Annotated in this window: 16 protein-coding genes; 9 read left to right on the top strand and 7 right to left on the bottom strand. The window is 74.5% G+C overall.

What is annotated here, in order from left to right:
• Position 1: 1 nt before the first annotated feature.
• Together OG737_RS01340 and OG737_RS01335 are read right to left on the bottom strand one after the other, a co-directional pair.
• Positions 2-1,141 (bottom strand): STM4014 family protein, encoded by a 1,140-nt coding sequence (locus OG737_RS01340; protein ID WP_405921101.1) that lies wholly within the window; start codon positions 1,139-1,141, stop codon positions 2-4.
• Complete coding sequence (locus OG737_RS01335) at positions 1,138-2,091, bottom strand: STM4015 family protein (protein WP_328924270.1); 954 nt, start codon at positions 2,089-2,091, stop codon at positions 1,138-1,140. Before OG737_RS01335 ends, OG737_RS01340 begins: the two co-directional genes overlap by 4 nt.
• Positions 2,092-2,221: 130 nt before the next feature.
• On the opposite strand from OG737_RS01335, the gene OG737_RS01330 reads away from it, so the two are divergent.
• Positions 2,222-3,088 (top strand): alpha/beta hydrolase, encoded by an 867-nt coding sequence (locus OG737_RS01330; protein WP_328924269.1) that lies wholly within the window; start codon positions 2,222-2,224, stop codon positions 3,086-3,088.
• 20 nt (positions 3,089-3,108) lie between these two features.
• On the opposite strand, the gene OG737_RS01325 is transcribed toward OG737_RS01330, so the two are convergent.
• Both OG737_RS01325 and OG737_RS01320 read right to left on the bottom strand, forming a co-directional pair.
• The gene (locus tag OG737_RS01325; protein ID WP_328924268.1) at positions 3,109-5,262 is read right to left on the bottom strand and encodes a SpoIIE family protein phosphatase; all 2,154 of its coding nucleotides are present in this window, start codon (positions 5,260-5,262) and stop codon (positions 3,109-3,111) included.
• 4 nt (positions 5,263-5,266) lie between these two features.
• The gene (locus OG737_RS01320) at positions 5,267-6,775 is read right to left on the bottom strand and encodes an MFS transporter (protein ID WP_328924267.1); all 1,509 of its coding nucleotides are present in this window, start codon (positions 6,773-6,775) and stop codon (positions 5,267-5,269) included.
• Positions 6,776-6,878: 103 nt separating this feature from the next.
• Here OG737_RS01320 and OG737_RS01315 point away from each other — a divergent pair, with 103 nt between their 5' ends.
• Together OG737_RS01315 and OG737_RS01310 are read left to right on the top strand one after the other, a co-directional pair.
• Positions 6,879-7,847, top strand: a complete 969-nt coding sequence (locus OG737_RS01315; RefSeq protein WP_405680396.1) for a LysR family transcriptional regulator — start codon at positions 6,879-6,881, stop codon at positions 7,845-7,847.
• Positions 7,848-7,985: 138 nt separating this feature from the next.
• On the top strand, positions 7,986-8,732 hold the full coding sequence (locus OG737_RS01310) for a class I SAM-dependent methyltransferase (protein ID WP_328924265.1): 747 nt from the start codon (positions 7,986-7,988) through the stop codon (positions 8,730-8,732).
• An 8-nt stretch (positions 8,733-8,740) separates the two neighbouring features.
• Here OG737_RS01310 and OG737_RS01305 read toward each other — a convergent pair whose 3' ends face one another.
• On the bottom strand, positions 8,741-9,652 hold the full coding sequence (locus OG737_RS01305) for an alpha/beta hydrolase (protein ID WP_328924264.1): 912 nt from the start codon (positions 9,650-9,652) through the stop codon (positions 8,741-8,743).
• Between the two features lie 205 nt (positions 9,653-9,857).
• Between OG737_RS01305 and tdh the strand changes: the two genes are divergently transcribed.
• From tdh to OG737_RS01290, 3 genes are all read left to right on the top strand, one after another.
• On the top strand, positions 9,858-10,886 hold the full coding sequence (gene tdh, locus OG737_RS01300; protein ID WP_328924263.1) for an L-threonine 3-dehydrogenase: 1,029 nt from the start codon (positions 9,858-9,860) through the stop codon (positions 10,884-10,886).
• 130 nt (positions 10,887-11,016) lie between these two features.
• A complete protein-coding gene (locus tag OG737_RS01295) occupies positions 11,017-12,234 on the top strand; it encodes a glycine C-acetyltransferase (protein WP_405680399.1) in 1,218 nt (405 codons plus the stop codon).
• Between the two features lie 30 nt (positions 12,235-12,264).
• Complete coding sequence (locus OG737_RS01290) at positions 12,265-13,179, top strand: LysR substrate-binding domain-containing protein (protein ID WP_328924261.1); 915 nt, start codon at positions 12,265-12,267, stop codon at positions 13,177-13,179.
• A gap of 76 nt (positions 13,180-13,255) precedes the next feature.
• Here the strand turns inward: OG737_RS01290 and OG737_RS01285 are convergent, their stop codons facing one another.
• Together OG737_RS01285 and OG737_RS01280 are read right to left on the bottom strand one after the other, a co-directional pair.
• Entirely contained in the window at positions 13,256-14,056 is an 801-nt protein-coding gene (locus OG737_RS01285; RefSeq protein WP_328924260.1) for an MBL fold metallo-hydrolase, read from the bottom strand.
• Positions 14,053-14,832, bottom strand: a complete 780-nt coding sequence (locus OG737_RS01280; RefSeq protein WP_328924259.1) for a DeoR/GlpR family DNA-binding transcription regulator — start codon at positions 14,830-14,832, stop codon at positions 14,053-14,055. Before OG737_RS01280 ends, OG737_RS01285 begins: the two co-directional genes overlap by 4 nt.
• Positions 14,833-14,975: 143 nt before the next feature.
• Here OG737_RS01280 and OG737_RS01275 point away from each other — a divergent pair, with 143 nt between their 5' ends.
• From OG737_RS01275 to OG737_RS01265, 3 genes are read left to right on the top strand one after another with little or no spacing between them, the layout of a single operon-like run.
• A complete protein-coding gene (locus OG737_RS01275; protein WP_328924258.1) occupies positions 14,976-15,878 on the top strand; it encodes an SIS domain-containing protein in 903 nt (300 codons plus the stop codon).
• Positions 15,875-16,711 (top strand): ketose-bisphosphate aldolase, encoded by an 837-nt coding sequence (locus tag OG737_RS01270; protein WP_405680402.1) that lies wholly within the window; start codon positions 15,875-15,877, stop codon positions 16,709-16,711. The genes OG737_RS01275 and OG737_RS01270 overlap by 4 nt, the downstream gene beginning before the upstream one ends.
• 19 nt (positions 16,712-16,730) lie before the next feature.
• On the top strand, positions 16,731-17,264 hold the full coding sequence (locus OG737_RS01265) for a hypothetical protein (protein ID WP_328924256.1): 534 nt from the start codon (positions 16,731-16,733) through the stop codon (positions 17,262-17,264).
• Positions 17,265-17,284: the final 20 nt, after the last annotated feature.

Raw genomic sequence — 17,284 nt, 5'->3', positions numbered from 1 at the left:
GTCAGGGGCGGGCGGTGAGGGGTGCATGGTGTTCCTGTCGTGCGGATGCGTGTACGGCGGCCAGTTGGGCCGCGTAGGTGTCGAGGCCCGCGGCGGGCGAGCCGGGCAGCCCGGTGAGGTGGGGCAGCAGGTCCCCGAAGGCGTTGACCTCGCCGACGGCGAACCGCCGCCAGCCCGTGGCCGGGAGCAGGTCCACGCCCACGCACAGGGTGCCGGGGAAGACGGCCGCGGCGCGCTCGCAGACGGCGAGGGCGTCCTCGGACCAGCTGCCGCCCGCCGCCGTCACGGCGGCGACGGCGGCGTCGAGGTCGCCGCGGGCGCCGCCGAGGTGCAGGTTGGTCATCGGCCCGGACGCGGTGCGGACCACCGCGTGCGTGGCGCAGCCGCCGATGACCACGACCCGCAGATCGGCCGCGCGGCCGTCCTGCGAGGCCTTCGGCAGCCAGCGCTCGATGTGCAGGCCGTCGGGGGCCAGCGCGTCGACGATCGCTCCGATCGCGCGCTCGTCCTCGTACCGGCGCACCCGCAGCGAGTTGTGCAGCCCGCCGGAGGCGGACCGCTCCACCGAGGTCGTCGCCCGGACGCGGCCGCCCGCACCGGACTCGACGGCGAGGACGCCGGAGGCCGAGGAGCCGTGGGCGAGCTTCACGAACACCCGGCGCGGCCCGGGCCGCGCGAGCACCTCACGTACGTCCGCCCAGCCGCGCACCGGGGGCGCGGCGGGGCCGGAGGTCGGGGAGGGCGGCACCGCGACTCCCGCCGTCTCCAGGGCGTGGTGGGTCAGCCGTTTATCGAACAGCACGGCCAGGTCCCCCGGGGTGGTGAGCAGCCGCCCGCCGGCCGCCGCGACCTCGGCGGCCAGCGCCTCGACGGCCCCGGTGAACCGGCGGTACCAACGGGCGGTGCCCTCCACCCGGGTGGGGTCGGCCGTCCCCCGCAGCAGCCGGTCGACCTCCGGGTCCTCGCCCGGCGAGTCGATCCGTACGGTCTCGCCCGGCCGGAACCGGGCCCCGCCGGCGAGCACCGTCAGCCACGGAACCACCCGGGCGGCCGGCAGTCCGGCGGCGCGGACGGCCTCCTGGAAGAGCGCCACACGGCGGCCCCCCGGATTGCCGACGACCGCGAGGGACGGAGGTCTCACTCCGACACCGCGACGTACCGGTAGATCTCCCCGTCGTACTCGTCTTCCTCGCCCGCGCCGAGGACGAGCTCCACGCCGTGCGGCTCCAGGGCCGCGCGCAGCCGCTCCTGGAGCTCGGAGCCGATGAAGTGGTGGTCCAGGTCCAGGCGGTTCAGGTGGGTGAGCGGCCCGCCCGCGAGCAGGGCGGCCGCGCCCTCGTCGGTGAGGATGCCCATGGACAGGTCCAGGGTCTCCAGCCGGGCCACGACCGGCGCACCCGCCACGGCGGCGGCGACCGCGTCCTGGATCTCGCTGTTGCGCAGGGCGAGATGGCGCAGGGCCGGCAGCCGCGCGCCCGAGAGGATCGGCTCCAGGTCCTGCGGCTCGCTGTCCGCACCGTACTCGGACGTGCCGAGCCATATGTCGAGAGCCTCCAGGGCGGGCAGGTCGCTCGCGGCGATGCCCCGCACCACCTCCCGGGGCAGCCCGCCCGTCTCCACCACCAGCCGCCGCAGCTCCGCGTGCTTGACCGGAGCGAGGACCAGCCCCTCACCGCCGCGCACCCCGAACTCGCGCAGGCCCTGGAACGTCTCCAGCAGCGGAGTGACGTCCGCCTGCTGGATCCAGGAGATTTCGCACTCCTCGCCTTCGATGTCACCGATGAACAGGGCGCGCAGGAGCGGGAAGTCCGCGGCGGCCGCCACCAGGGTGCTCACGATGTCGGCGCAGGAGGTCTCGTACGACTCCTCCCAAACGCCCACGATCAGGGAGCGGACCTGCCGGGTGTCGACGTCGGCCGTGAAGCGGGCGAAGGCCTCGCTCCAGGTCTCCTCGGTCTCGTGCTCGTCGCCCCGGACCCGCCAAGCCACGGCGTCGGCCGCGGGCAGCTCGACCTCGCCCTCGACGTCCGTGCCCGGGAAGTCGAAGGCGGGCAGCCCGCCCAGTTCCGTGAGGTGTGAGACCTGGCTCATGCGCTGCTCCTGGTGGTGAACGGTCCGCTCGGACGGGCGGACGGTGCGACAGCAGTTCTACCAAGTCCCACTGACAGCGAAGGAGGCGGAGGGGGCGGCGGTGCGTACCGCGGGGCGCGATACTCGACCGGTGGAATCGATCTACCGCAGTACGGCGGGCAGGGAGCTCATCCGCCGCTGGTGCTTCGACCAGTTCGACGCATGGGCGGTACCCCACGAGCGTACGACGGTGAGCGCCAACGGCGCACAGACCCACGTGGTCCTCGCCGGAAGCGGTCCTACGACGGTCGTGTTCGTCCCGGGCACCAACTTCAACGCCGCCGCGTCCCTGCCGCTGGCCACGACCCTGGTCGCCGCCGGCCATCGGGTCCTGCTGGTGGACGTGCCGGGCCAGCCCGGTCTCAGTTCCGGCGAACGTGCGCTCTCCGGCGGCCGGTTGTCCTGGTACGGGGCATGGCTGGGCGAGGTGATCGAGAAGATCTCGCCCGAGCCGGTCGTGGTGATGGGCCACTCCTTCGGCGCGGGCATCGCCCTGTCCGCCGACTCGTCCAGGATCAGCCGGCTCGTCCTGGTCTCGCCCGGCGGGTTGACCAGGCTGCGGTTGACCCCCGCGGTGCTGGCCGCCTCGGCGGCCTGGTTCCTGCGGCCCGCCCCGGCGCACAGCGCCCGGCTCCTGCGTGCCATGCTCGCCCCCGGCCATCAGCCCCGTGAGGACCTGGTGACCTGGATGACGCTGGTTGCCCGGCACTCGCGCTCCAGCGGGGCGCCGGGCGCCGCGGCCCTGCCCGCGCGGTCCGTCTCCCGCCTGGTCGTCACCGGCGAGCACGATGTCTTCCTACCGCCCAGGCGGCTCGTCACGGCAGTGCGCGGCACGCTCGGCACGGAGTTGGGCGTGGTCGCCGAGGCCGGACATCTCGTGGTCGAAGAACGCCCCGAATGCCTGGTCGCCTTGCTGGAGAGCCCGGGGCAGCCTGCGGGCGGCGCGGGCGCGGGGTAGTCGCATCGTTCTCCGGGTCGTCACGCGGCCCCGCCCGTGCGGGACGCGAGCAGCAGGGCGATGTCGTCCGGCCGGTCTTCGTCGCTGCCGGCCTCGGCGATCAGCCGGTCGGCCGTCTCGGTCAGCGGGCCCGGCCCGGTCGCGGCCAGGGCCGCCCGCAGCCGCTCCACCCCGACATCGATGTCGGTGCCCGGCTTCTCCACCAGCCCGTCCGTGTACAGGGCGAGCACCGAGCCGACCGCCAGCCGCAGTTCGGTCACCGGATACGCGGCCTCCGGGTCGATGCCGAGCACGAGCCCGCCCGCCAGGTCCAGGACCTCGGTCCGTCCGTCGGGGTGGCGCAGCAGCGGCTGGGGGTGACCGGCCCGGACGGCCTGGGCGGTGCCCGACGCCGGGTCGAGCACCACGTAGCAGCAGCTGGCGAACTGGCCCGGGTCCAGGTCGCTGAGCAACTGGTTCGTGCCGCGCACCACCTGGTCCGGGGTACTGCCGGCGAGGGCGAAGGCCCGTACCGCGCTGCGGAGTTGGCCCATCGTCGCGGCGGCCGCCACGCCGTGGCCCTGCACGTCCCCGATGATCAGGGCGAGGCGTCCGCCGCCGGTCTCGATGACGTCGTACCAGTCACCGCCGACCTCCATGCCCTGGGTTCCGGGGAGGTAGCGGCCCACCGTGTCCACGTGCTCGCTCCGCGGCAGCCGGTGTGGCAGCAGCGCCGACTGGAGCCCGCGGGCGAGAGCCGCCTCGTTGTCGTAGCGCCGCGCCCGCGCCAGGGCCTGCGCGATCAGCCCGGCCAGGGCGGTCAGCACCGTACGTTCCTCCGGGCTGAAGTCGCGGGGCGCGTCGAAGCCGAGGATGCACGAGCCGACCGGGCGGCCGGAGGCGATCAGCGGGAGGAAGGCGCGGGCGCCGACATGGGCGTCCAGCGGGATGCCCGGATATGCGGCGGCCAGGTGTTCCATCGACTCGAAGAACAGCGGCCGGCCCGTGGTCAGCGTCTCCACGCCCGGCAGCCGCACGTCGAGCGCGACCCCGTCGAAGCGGTTGAGGAAGCCCTTGGGGAAACCGGTCTCCCAGGCGAGGTGCAGGTGCCGCTCGTCGAGCAGGTAGATCGCCAGCTGGCGGCCGCCGAAGGCGGGCAGCAGCTCATCGGTGACCACCGCCGACACCTGGCGGGCCGTGACCGCCTCGGTCAGCGCGATGGCGAGGGCCACCGGCCGGTACAGCGCGGCGGCCCGGTCGGCGGGCGAGTCGAGCTCCGTGCCGGGCTGGATCATCGACGCGGGCGAGTAGGCGGGCTTCCCGGTGGCACTGATCGTCACGGTGACCCCGTCGGCGCTGGGGTACAGGTCCACCGACAGCCATTCCCCGGGCGGCTGCCGGCCGCGCCGGGCCGGGAAGTGCACCGGCTCGGTGGACATGAAGACCGCCCGGAAGTGGTCCTCGTACGCGGGGTGCCTGAGCCAGGGCAGCGCCTCCCACAGCACCCGTCCGCGCAACTGCGCCGGGCCGAGGCCGAGCAGGTCCTCGGCGGCGGTGTTGACGAAGCCGATCGTGCCCTGCCGGTCCACGGACAGCACGGCCTGCGCGAGCCGGTCCACGGCCTCCCGCGCGCCCGGCTCGGCGGCGCCGCCCCCGGCCGGTGCGGGCGGCCGGACGAGGAGGGGGTCGCCTTCCCAGATCACCGGCGCCCCGGCCGCCGTCAGCGCCGCGAGCTCCTGGGCCAGCCGGTCCGCGGTCTCGCGCAGCCGCTCGCGGTCCGCCGTCCCGACCGGGATCCCGGGAGTCGGCTCGCGAAGCACCATCAGGACTCCGAACCGCTCGGTCCCGGCCGTCACCGGCTCGAACAGCGAGGCGAACGGGAAGGGCAGCCCGGCCATCAGCTGGGGAAAGCGGCGCATGGCCGTTTCCACGTCGGGAAGGTGCACGGACTGCCCGGAGCGGTAGGCCTCGGCCACCGGGTAGGGCCGGTTCACGTGCATCCGCCACCAGGGCCGGAACAGCGGCCCCGGGAGCCCCGTGAGCACGGCCATCCGCAGCAGCCCCTCGGCGCCGGAGCGCACGTACACCCCGCCCGCGTACCCGCCTACGGCCGCCACCGCGTCGACGGTGGCCCGGGCGAGCACCTGGGCCGTGGCATCGAGGGCGGGGGCGCCGCTGTCCGGTCTCGCCGTCACACGGTCAGGATGCGCCCTCGGCGGCGGTGCCCGCACCCCGGCGCCGGGCCCGGCCCCGCCCCGTGTCCCGGTACCCGGCCACCACGGCGGCCGAGGCCAGCAGCACCGCCACCGCCACCGTGCGCAGCGCGGTCCCCATCGCGTCGGTGAAGGCGGCGGCCTGCGCCGGATCCGCCGGGTTCCCGTGGAACCGGGAGGCCAGCACCGTGCCGACCACCGCCACCCCGAGGGCGGCGCCGATCTCACGGGCCGCGGTGTTCAGCCCGGAGCCCAGCCCGGCCTGGTGCGGCGGCAGCTCGGCGACCACCGTCAGGGTCAGGGAGGGCGCGCACAGCCCGGTGCCCACGGAGAGCACCAGCAGGTAGAGCGCGTACAGGGCGTAAGGGGTGCCCGCGTCGACGGTGGAGACCAGCAGCAGCCCCGCACCGATCAGGCCGAGCCCGGCGCCGACCGGCAGCCGGGGCCCGATGCTCCCCCAGACTCCGTCCGGGGGGACCCCCACCTGGAGCCGAGCCCCGAACCGGGGCACCAGGACCATGCCGACGGTCAGCGGGACGATCGCCAGGCCGGTCTCGGCGGGGGAGAAGCCCTTCGCGTACTGGAGGTACTGGGCGTTGACGAAGAACAGGGCGAAGAGCCCGAAGAAGGCGGCGGCGATACCGAGCGCCCCGGCTCGGAGCTTCGGCGACGCGAAGATCCGCGGGTCGAGCAGCGGGCGGGCGGCGCGCAGGGCATGGCCGGTGAAGGCCGCGAGGAGGCCCGCGCCGGCGCCGAAGGCGGTCAGCACGCGCACCGAGGCCCAGCCGTACGCGGGCCCCTCGATGATTCCGTAGACCACCGCGAGCAGCGCCGCCGCGAGCAGCGCCGCGCCGGCGGGGTCGACGGCCGCGTCGGGTCGCGAGGGCGTACGCGGGACCGTACGGGCGACCGCGAGCGCGAGCAGCGCGCCGAGCGGGACGACGGCCCAGAACAGGGCCCGCCAGGTCAGGAACTCCCCGGCCAGGCCGCCGCCGACATTGCCCGCCAGGCCCCCGAGGCCCGCGGACAGCGTCCAGGTGGCCAGCGCCCGGCCGCGCCGCTCGGGCGGGCTCAGGTGGATCAGGACGGACATGGTGGCGGGCATGATCAGGGCCGCGCCGGCCCCGCACAGGCCACGGCCGGCGATCAGCACGGCCGGGGCCTGCGCGAGCGCGCTGAGGGCCCCGCCCGCGGCGAACAGCCCGAGCCCGGCGAGCAGGGCGCCCTTGCGCCCGTACCGGTCGCCGAGGGCCCCGGCCGGGATCAGCAGCGCGGCGAAGACGATGACGTAGGCGTCGACCGCCCACAGCAGCTCGCCGGGGCTCGGACGCAGCGTCGACGCGGCGAGCTGCGGGATGAGCAGGTTGACGGCGGCGACCATGCCCTGGGCGACCAGTACGCAGGCGCACAGGACGAGCAGGGCGGGCCGGGTGAGGACGGTCGCGGCGGGCGCGGGCGGTACGACGGGATCCCGCGTGCGGGCATGGCGGAGCACGGCTCCTCCTGGGAGTCGGTGGCAAGGGGGATGGGGCCGAGGCCTCCGCTTCACCGTAGAGTCGAGGTGACCTGCTTTCCAGTGCAAGTTCTGCAAGGGATGAATGCGTGTGACGCAATCCGGGACGGGGTCCGGTCTGGACCTCAATCTCCTCGCCGCTCTGGACGTCCTCCTGGAGGAGTCGAGCGTGTCCCGCGCGGCGGCCCGTCTGCACCTCTCCGAGCCCGCGATGAGCCGCACCCTCGGCCGGATCCGCAAGGCCCTGGGCGATCCCGTCCTGGTCCGGGCCGGGCGGACCATGGTGCCCACCCCGCACGCCCTCGCCGTCCAGGGCGAGGTCAGGGCCGTCGTGGAACGGGCCAGAGCCCTCTTCCTCACCGGCGGGCAGGTGGACCTGTCCACCCTCGCCCGCACCTTCACCGTGCTGACGAACGACGCCTTCACCGCCGTTCACGGAGCCACCCTCCTCACCCGGGTGAGGAGCGAGGCGCCGGGGGTGCGGCTGCGCTTCCTGGGGGAGAGCCACGTGGACGTCCCGGCGCTGCGCGAGGGCGTCGCCGACCTGGAACTCGGCGTCATCGACACGCGTTCCCCCGAAGTGCGCGTCGAGCACTTCTCCGACGAGCGGATGCTGGCCGTGGTCCGGCGCGGCCACCCGCTGCTCCGCGGCCGGGTCACCGCGCGCCGGTTCGCCGCCGCCGAGCACCTGATCGCCTCCCGGCGCGGCCGCCTGCAGGGCCCGGTGGACGCCGCCCTGGCCGAACAGGGCCTGTCCCGGCGAGTGGTGGGCAGCGTGGGCACCTTTCCCGCCTCCCTGTTCGTCCTGCGCGAGAGCGACCTCGTCGGACTGCTCACCACCCAGGTCGTACCGCTCGCCGCCGCGCTGGGCCTGGAGACCTTCGAGATCCCGCTCGACCTGCCGGAGCTGACCTTCGGCATGGCCTGGCACCCGCGCCACGACGCGGACCCGGCGCACGCCTGGCTGCGTACCTGTATCCGCGAACTGCTGCCGACCGGCGGGCGGGCCGAGGCGGTGAGCCCCGTACGCGATGACCCGGCCGGGCGGCGATAGGCCGACCGCATCCCTCGTCCGGGGGACGGCCGGGTGTACGGCCCGTGCCCCGGACGCGTCGCGGGGCACGATACGCACGCGTCCCACCCGTCCCGTCCGCCCCACCCACCCCACCGGCAGGCCACCGGAAGGCAGAGCATGCGGTTCCAGTACGACACCATCGGCGAGCGCTACGCGGAGTCAAGGACCACCGCGGCCTTCTCGGCGGCCGACACCTACACCCTGCACGGAGCCATCGACGCGCTCGGCGGGGTACGCGGGCTCGACGCCCTCGACCTCGCCTGCGGGTACGGCTTCAACACCCGGCTGCTCGCCCGCGGCGGCGCCCGGCGCACCGTCGGCGTGGACATCTCGGAAGAGATGATCACGCTGGCCCGCGAGCACGAGGCGGCGAAGGACCGGCCCGCCACCGAGAACATCGAGTACCTCGTCGCCGACGCCGCCGGCCTGAAGGGCCTCGGCCCCTTCGACCTCGCCACCGCCCTCTACCCCTTCCACCACACGCCCGACCGTCTGGAACTGCACGCGGTGTTCCGGTCGGTCCGCGCAAGCCTGCGCGCGGGCGGACGGCTGCTCGCCATCGTGCCCAACGCCGGGGCGTTCCCGCACGTGGACTGGTCGCCGTACGGGGTCCGCATCCTCGACCGGGTGGTGAGCGGCGACGCGCCGCTGCTGAAGGCGCACCTGCTGACCGACCCGCCCTTGCCCTTCGAATTCCGCGAGTGGTCCCACGCCGACCTCGCCGAAGCCGCCGTCGAGGCGGGCTTCAGTACGGTCGGCTGGCAGCCGAACCGCACCCCGCCCGCCGATCACCTACGCGACGAGGCGTACTGGACGGCGTACCGCGCCTGGCCGATCAGCTCGCTGATGACCTGCGTGGCGTAGGTCCGGTGTCACAGCTCCGCCGCCGCCGACCGGATCAGCTCGACGATCCGGTCGCGCGCCGCCCGCCCCTCCGGCAGCGGCAGCAGCGGGTAGCCGTGCGGCAGCCCCGCCTCCTCGTGGAACTCCACCTCCACCCCGGCCGCGCGCGCCCGGCGCACCAGTTCCCTGCTGTCCGTGGTCAGCACGTCCCGGGTCCCGGTGAACACCGTCAGCGGCGCCAGCCCCTCGAAGGACCCGTGCAGCGGGCTCACCCGGGGATCGTCGGCGGCCAGGGTCCCGGCGTAGAGGCGCCCGGCCTCCCGCAGCCCCGGGAGCCCCAGCACCGGATCGGCCGCCTCGATGCCCGCCTGGTCCGGATGGCTCATGGTCACGTCCAGCCACGGCGAGATCAGCACGATCCGGGAGGGGCGCGCCCCGGTGCGTTCGCGCAGCCGCTGGGCGGCGGCCAGCGCCAGCCCGGCGCCTGCGGAGTCGCCGATGAGCACCGTCCCGCCCGGGCCGCCGCTCTCGATGAGACCGCTGAGCAGGTCGGCGGCGACCGGGACCGTCCGGTCGGCCGTCCCGCGCGGGGCCAGGATGTAGGCGGGTACGACGACACGCGCCCGCGCCTGTGTGACCAGGGTCCGCACCATCGCCCAGTGCGGGCGGACCAGCTCGCCCACGTAGGCGCCGCCGTGCACGTACAGCACCTGGGCCACCGGCTCGGTCCCGCGCGGGGAGACGTCGTACACCGGCCACGCCCCGACGAAGGTCCGCGAGACGTCCGCGATCCGGCCCAGACGGCGCGGCGGCAGATGGGAAGCGGGCCGTCGGGCGGACTGGGCCACCCGGCTCCTCACCGCCTCCGCACTCGCGAACCGTCTTCGCCGTCCCGCCGCGATCAGCGCCACCGACAGTGCCCTGCTGCGCAGACTCGGCACGCCCCTCACCTCCCCTTTTCCCCTGGCCGTCGCCAGCCCCCACCCCGTCACGTGAGGAGCATAGGCGTGAAGCTGGGCTGTCGGCCCGCTTAAGAAAGTCTCGATGGACTGATCACCGTGCCCCTCGGCAGATTGGTTCCGTTCACCGACGCCGCCCGCGCCCCCGCGCTCGCGGCGCTCCCTTCCGCATGCCTGGAGCCACCCCATGAAGGCACTCGTCAAGCACAAGGCCGAGCCCGGGCTGTGGCTCATGGACGTCCCCGAGCCCGAGTACGGCGCCGGCGACGTGCTGATCAAGGTGCTGCGCACCGGCATCTGCGGAACCGACCTGCACATCCGCGCCTGGGACGGCTGGGCGCAGGGCGCCGTCAAGACCCCGCTGGTCCTCGGCCACGAGTTCGTCGGCGAGGTCGCCGCCCTCGGCGCGGACGTCCGCGACATCGAGATCGGCGCGCTGGTCAGCGGCGAGGGACACCTGGTGTGCGGCAAGTGCCGCAACTGCCTGGCCGGGCGCCGCCACCTGTGCCGCAGCACGATCGGGCTCGGTGTCGGCCGCGACGGCGCCTTCGCCGAGTACGTGGTCCTGCCCGCGCAGAACGTGTGGGTGCACCGGACCGCCGTGGACCTGGACGTCGCGGCGATCTTCGACCCGTTCGGCAACGCCGTGCACACCGCGCTGTCCTTCCCGCTGGTCGGCGAGGACGTACTGATCACCGGCGCCGGCCCGATCGGCATCATGGCGGCGGCCGTGGCCCGGCACGCGGGCGCCCGCAACGTGGTCATCACCGACGTCAGCCCCGAGCGGCTGGAGATCGCCCGCAAGGCCGGCGCCACGCTCGCGGTGAACGTCGCCGAGTCCTCCATCGCCGCGGCGCAGGCGCAGCTCGGTCTGCGCGAGGGCTTCGACATCGGCCTGGAGATGTCCGGCCGCGCCGAGGCGATGCGCGACATGATCGACAACATGACGCACGGCGGCCGGATCGCCATGCTGGGCCTGCCCGCGCAGGAGTTCCCGGTGGACTGGGCCAAGGTCGTCACCTCGATGATCACGATCAAGGGCATCTACGGCCGCGAGATGTTCGAGACCTGGTACGCGATGACGGTGCTGCTGGAGGGCGGGCTCGACCTCAGCCCGGTCATCACCGGCCGCTACTCGCACCGCGACTTCGAAGCGGCGTTCGACGAGGCCTCGACCGCCCGCAGCGGCAAGATCATCCTGGACTGGACGGCGTAACCGCCGCCCGCCACTTCCTGGACCATCTCCCTCCGGCCGGGCCCCGCACACCCTCCCCCTCCGCGGGGTCCGGCCCCTCCCGTCTGCCTCCGCTCCGCCGGACGGCACACCGCACAAGGAGAACCGCACCATGTTCGAGTCCGTCCGCGAGGACCTGCGCGCCACCCTCGACGAGATCCGCGCCGCCGGCCTGCACAAGCCCGAGCGCGTCATCGGCACCCCGCAGAGCGCGGCCGTCGCCGTCACCGCGGGCGGCGCCCGCAACGCTGTCGGCGAGGTGCTCAACTTCTGCGCCAACAACTACCTGGGGCTGGCCGACCACCCCGAGGTCGTCGCCGCGGCGAAGGACGCGCTGGACCGCTGGGGCTACGGCATGGCCTCCGTCCGCTTCATCTGCGGCACGCAGGAGGTGCACAAGGAGCTGGAGGCGCGCCTGTCGGCCTTCCTCGGCCAGGAGGACACGATCCTCTACTCCTCCTGCTTCGACGCCAACGGCGGCGTCTTCGAGACCCTCCTCGGCGCCGAGGACGCGGTCATCTCCGACGCCCTCAACCACGCCTCGATCATCGACGGCATCCGCCTCTCCAAGGCCCGCCGCTTCCGCTACGCCAACCGCGACATGGCGGAGCTGGAGACCCGGCTCAAGGAGGCCACCGAGGGCGGTGCCCGCCGCAAGCTGATCGTCACCGACGGCGTCTTCTCGATGGACGGCTACGTCGCCCCCCTCGCGGACATCTGTGACCTGGCCGAGCGCTACGACGCCATGGTCATGGTCGACGACTCGCACGCGGTCGGCTTCGTCGGCCCCGGTGGCCGCGGCACCCCCGAACTGCACGGGGTCATGGACCGCGTCGACATCATCACCGGCACCCTCGGCAAGGCCCTCGGCGGCGCCTCCGGCGGCTACGTCGCGGCGCGCGCCGAGATCGTCGAGCTGCTGCGCCAGCGCTCGCGCCCGTACCTCTTCTCCAACTCCCTCGCCCCGGTCATCGCGGCGGCCTCCCTCAAGGTCCTCGACCTGCTGGAGTCGGCCGGCGACCTGCGCGAGCACCTCGCCGCCAACACCGCGCTCTTCCGTACGAAGATGACCGAGGCCGGTTTCGAGATCCTGCCCGGCGACCACGCCATCGCCCCGGTGATGATCGGCGACGCGGCCCAGGCGGCCAGGATGGCGGAGCTGCTGCTGGAGCGCGGCGTGTACGTGATCGGCTTCTCCTACCCCGTGGTGCCGATGGGCGCGGCGCGCATCCGCGTGCAGCTCTCGGCGGCCCACTCGACGGCCGACGTGGAGCGCGCGGTGGCGGCGTTCGTCGACGCCCGTGCGGCGCTCGGGACCACGGGGGCCTGAGGGGCCTCTGCATCCTGAGACAATGGCGGGGTGATCGACCCCCGCCGGCTGCGCATCCTGCGGGCCGTGGCGGACCACCGTACGGTGACCGCCGCGGCCGCAGCCCTGTACCTCACCCCCTCGGCCGTCTCCCAGCAGCTCGCGGCGCTGGAACAGGAGACGGGCCACGCGCTGCTCACCCGCAGCGGCCGGGGCGTGCGGCTCACGGCGGCCGGTGAGATCCTGCTCGGCCACGCCCACGAGGTGCTGGCCCAGCTGGAGCGTGCGGAGGCCGAGCTCGCGGCCTACGCGGGCGGCTCGGCCGGCGAGGTCACGGTGGCCGCCTTCGCCACCGGCATCGCCGAGGTGCTGGCCCCGGCCATCGCCCGGCTCGCGCTGGACCACCCGGGGATCCGGCTGCGGGTACGGGACGCGGAGGGCGACCAGAGCCTGCCGCTGCTGCTCGACGGCGAGGCGGACGTCGCCCTGGCGGTCGAGTACCGGGGCGGGCCGGGCGCGGACGACGCCCGGCTGTCTGTCCTGCCGCTGTACGCGGAGCCCTTCGACGCGGTGCTTCCCTCGGGGCACCCGCTCGCCGACCTGCCCGCGGTATCGCTGGCAGACCTGTCCGACTCGGACTGGGTGGGCCAGTACCCCGGCAACCCGTGCCACGACGTGACGCTGCTGGCGTGCGAACTGGCCGGGTTCCAGCCCCGGTTCGTCCACTCCTCCGACGACTTCCGGGCGGTGACGGCGCTGGTGGGCGCGGGGGCCGGGGTGGCCCTCGTACCGCGCTCGGCGCTGCGGGGCATGGATCTCAAGGAGGTCCAGGTCCGCCCGGTCGCCGGCCCGGCCGCCACCCGCCGGGTCTTCGCCGCCACCCGCCGCGGCGGCGAGACCCACCCCCTGGTCGCCCCCGTCCTGGCCGCCCTGGTCCGGGAATCGGAGCGGCTGCCGACGCACTGAACGGCGGAGCGGGAGTGGGAGTGGGAGTGGGGGCGGGGGCCCGAACGCCGGTGCCCGAACTCCGGAGCCTTCCCGGTCAGCCGACCGGGAACACGGCCCCGGGGGCGGCGTGGTCGACGGGTCCGCCGTAGTGCGCCGAGGCGCGGGCCACCGCCTCGTCCGGGCCGAGGCCGCGGCCCACGTGGGTGACGACCAGCCGACCGGCGCGCGCGGCCGCCGCCGTCCGCCCGGCCTCCTCCGGCGTGTGGTGGAGGTGCTCGGCTTCGTCCGGCGCCGGGCGGCGCACGCTCTCGGCCTCGCAGAGCAGTACGTCGCACCCCCCGGCGAGGGCCGTCAGCGCGGGGCAGGGCGCCGTGTCCCCGGAGTAGACCAACGAGTGGCCGCCGGCCTCGACGCGCACCGCGAAGGCGGGCACGCCGTGGGCCACGGCCCGGCTGGTGAGGGTGAGCGCGCCCACCCGCACCCGGTGCCCGTCGGACAGCTCGTGCACGGCGAACGCGGACTCCACCGGGCTGCGCTCCGCCCCGTTGGTGAGGAACCCGGCCAGCCGGTCGGCGATGCCCGGCGGGCCGAACAGCAGCAGCGGCGCCGCGCGTTCGACGTCGGCGAAGAGCAGGCCGTAGTACGCCGTGAGGAGGTCCGCGCTGTGGTCGGCGTGCAGATGCGAGATCCAGACCGCGTCCAGCTCGCCCAGCCCGACGTACCGCTGCAGCGGTCCCAGCGTCCCGCTGCCGGCGTCCATCCAGATCCGCGTGCCGCCGCCGGACACCAGGTAGCCGGAACAGGGGTTGTCCGCCAGCGGATACGGCGTCGCGCTGCCGAGGACGGTGAGGCGCAGGGGATCGACCCCCGTCGCGCCGCTCGTCGAGTCGCTCATACCCGCACGACCTCCACGCCCGCCGCCGCGAACTCCTGTGCGACCGCAGCCGTCAGGCCGGTGTCCGTCACCAGCACGTCCACCGACGAGGTCGCGCAGATACGGGCGAAGGCGCGCACGCCCAGCTTGCTGGAGTCGGCCGCGATCACCACCCGGCGGGCCCGCTCGCACAGCAGGCGGTTCACCGAGGCCTCGTCCTCGTGCCGGGTCGCGGCGCCGTCCGCCGGATCGAAGCCGTCCACGCCGAGCACCGCCGTGTCCACCGCGAGCTGCCCGAGGACCTGCTCGGCGAGCGGGCCCGTCAGCTCGTACGACTGCGGGCGGGCCACCCCGCCGGTCAGCACGATTTTGAACTGCGGCCGGATCACCAACTCGCCCGCGATGTTGAGGGCGTTGGTCACCACGGTCAGCGCCGGGGAGCCTGAAGCCAGGTCCGGGCGCCCGGCCAGGGCCCGCGCCACCTCGGTGGTCGTGGTGCCGCCCGTCAGGCCGATGACCTCGCCCGGGGTGATCAGGGAGGCCACGGCCTCGCTGATGCGGTGCTTCTCGGCCGCCCGGCGCGAGGTGCGGTAGCGCAGGGGGAGTTCGTAGCTGACCCCGTGCATCACCGCCCCGCCGCGGGTGCGGACCAGCAGCTGCTGCTCGGCCAGCTGATCGAGGTCGCGGCGGATGGTCGCGGCGGACACGCCGAGGATCTCGGCGGCCGGCTCCACCTCCAGCTCGCCCCGCTCCACCAGCAGATCCAGCAGCGTCTGCCAGCGCTCCTTGCGGGTCATCGGCCGCCCCCTTCGCTCTCCATTGGCCTACACGCCGACATTAACTCAGGCGATCCACCCGTAGATGCTTGAAGTTGCGCGAAATAGCCAGCTACCTTGCAAGAACACGCATTCAGACCCGTCTGCCGCATGAGGGAGCCTGCATGAGTCACGTCGCGCACGAGTTGGGCACGCAGCCCGGATGCTGGGAGCGGGCCGCCGAACTGGCCCCGGCCCGGCGGGCGGTGCTGCCGCAGCCGGGGGAGCGTACCGCGATCGTCGGGTGCGGGACCTCCTACTACATGGCCCAGGCGGCCGCCGCGTTGCGCGAGGAGGCCGGCCAGGGGGAGACCGACGCCTTCCCCGCCTCGGAGTTCCCGAGCCACCGCCGCTACGACCGGGTCGTCGCCCTCACCCGGTCCGGGACCACCACCGAGGTGCTGGACCTGCTGGCCGGGCTGCGGGACGCGGGCGTGCCCACGACCGCCGTCATCGGAGATCCGGCCACCCCGGTGATGACCCTCGCCGACGAGCTCGTCGTCCTCGACTTCGCCGACGAGCGGTCCGTCGTCCAGACCCGCTTCGCCACCACCGCCCTCACCCTGCTGCGCGCCCACGCCGGGCTGCACACCGCGGGCGTCGTCGCCGACGCGCGCACGGCGCTGGCCGAGCCGCTGCCCGCCGAGCTGGAGAGCCGGGGGCAGTTCACCTTCCTCGGCCGCGGCTGGAGCATCGGCCTCGCGAACGAGGCGGCGCTGAAGATGCGCGAGGCTTCCCTGTCCTGGGCCGAGTCCTACCCGGCGATGGAGTACCGGCACGGGCCCATCAGCGTCTCCGGCCCGGGCACCGTCACCTGGTCCCTCGACGAGGCCCCCGACGGCCTCGCCGACCAGGTGCGCGCCACCGGCGCCCAGTGGGTGGCCGGGCGGCTCGACCCGCTCGCCGAGCTGGTCCGGGTGCACCGCCTGGCCCTCGCCGTCGCCGCCCACCAGCAGCTGGATCCGGACACGCCGCGCCACCTCACCCGCTCGGTGATCCTCACCACCGGAGAGGAGGCGGTCCGATGAGCCTCGTCCCCGCGGGCACGCTCGTCCGGGAGGCGGCCGGCGCGGGCCGCGCCGTCGCCGCCTTCAACATCATCACCCTGGAGCACGCCGAAGCCGTCGTCGCCGGAGCCGAGGCGGCCGGACTGCCGGTCATCCTCCAACTGAGCGAGAACGCCGTGAAGTTCCGCGGCGGGCAGCTGCTGCCCATCTCCCGCGCGGCCGCCGCCTGCGCCGAGGCCGCGGGGGTCCCGGTCGGCCTGCACCTCGACCACGTCAAGAGCTCCGAACTGCTGCGCCAGGCCGGCGACGCGGGATTCAGCTCCGTCATGTACGACGCCGCGCACCTCCCGTACGCCGAGAACCTGGAGGCGACCCGTTCGGCCGCGGACTGGGCACACGTCAACGGCCTCTGGATCGAAGCGGAGCTGGGCGAGGTCGGCGGCAAGAACGGGGCGGCGCCACTGGATCCGCACGCGCCCGGCGCCCGTACCGACCCGGACGAGGCGCACCGGTTCGTCGCCGACTCCGGGGTCGACGCGCTGGCCGTCGCCATCGGCAGCAGCCACGCCATGACCAGCCGGACCGCCTCCCTGGACCACGCGCTGCTGGCCCGGCTGGCCAAGACGGTCGACGTGCCGCTCGTCCTGCACGGTTCCTCCGGGCTGCCGGACACGGAGCTCGCGGCGGCCGTCGCGGGCGGCATCCGCAAGGTCAACATCGGCACCGCGCTGAACGTGGCGATGACCGGGGCCATCCGCACCCACCTCACCGCGGCGGACCCCAGGCCCTATCTGACGGCCGCCCGCACGGCGATGGCGGCGACGGCCGAGGCTATGATCAGCGCCCTGAACTGACGGGCACCGGGGGGACACGATGGAGTCGCAGCGCGGCCGCACCAGCAGACGCCGGTTCCTGCTGATCCTGGGCGGCTCGCTGCTGCTGGCGGGCGCCGGGGTCGGGGTGGGGTCCGCGCTGTCGTCCGACGAGCCGGACCCGCGCCGGGTCCGTACCGATCTGGAGCCGCTGAAGCTGCGGTTCCATGCGGCGGGCGAGCTCACCGAGGCGCACTGGCAGGGCTACGACGTGGACGCGTCCGCCGGCGGCGACCGCTACATCCCCAGCCCGGACTCCCGGATCCGGCTGGTCGGAGTCGCCCGCCTCGGGACCGGCCAGGTGGCGGGCATCCTGCGCAACCCCGACTACTCCTTCGCGGCCGCGGAGCCGAAGGACCTTCCGGGCCGTCTGAAGCCGTACGTGCCCGCCGGCGCCGCGTGGCAGCGGAGCGAGGCCTTCGACACCCTGATGAACAGGCCCGGCTCGGACCTGTTCACCTCCTCCTCGGGCGAGTTCCTCCTCGACGCGGAGCGCGACCTCGTCTGCTTCGACGTCATCGAGCTGTACGCGTAGCGCGCTCGCAGCCTCGGGGG

This window comes from Streptomyces sp. NBC_00122, assembly GCF_045160845.1.
Taxonomy (GTDB): Bacteria; Actinomycetota; Actinomycetes; order Streptomycetales; family Streptomycetaceae; genus Streptomyces.
This window is presented reverse-complemented; position numbering and strand designations above follow the sequence as displayed.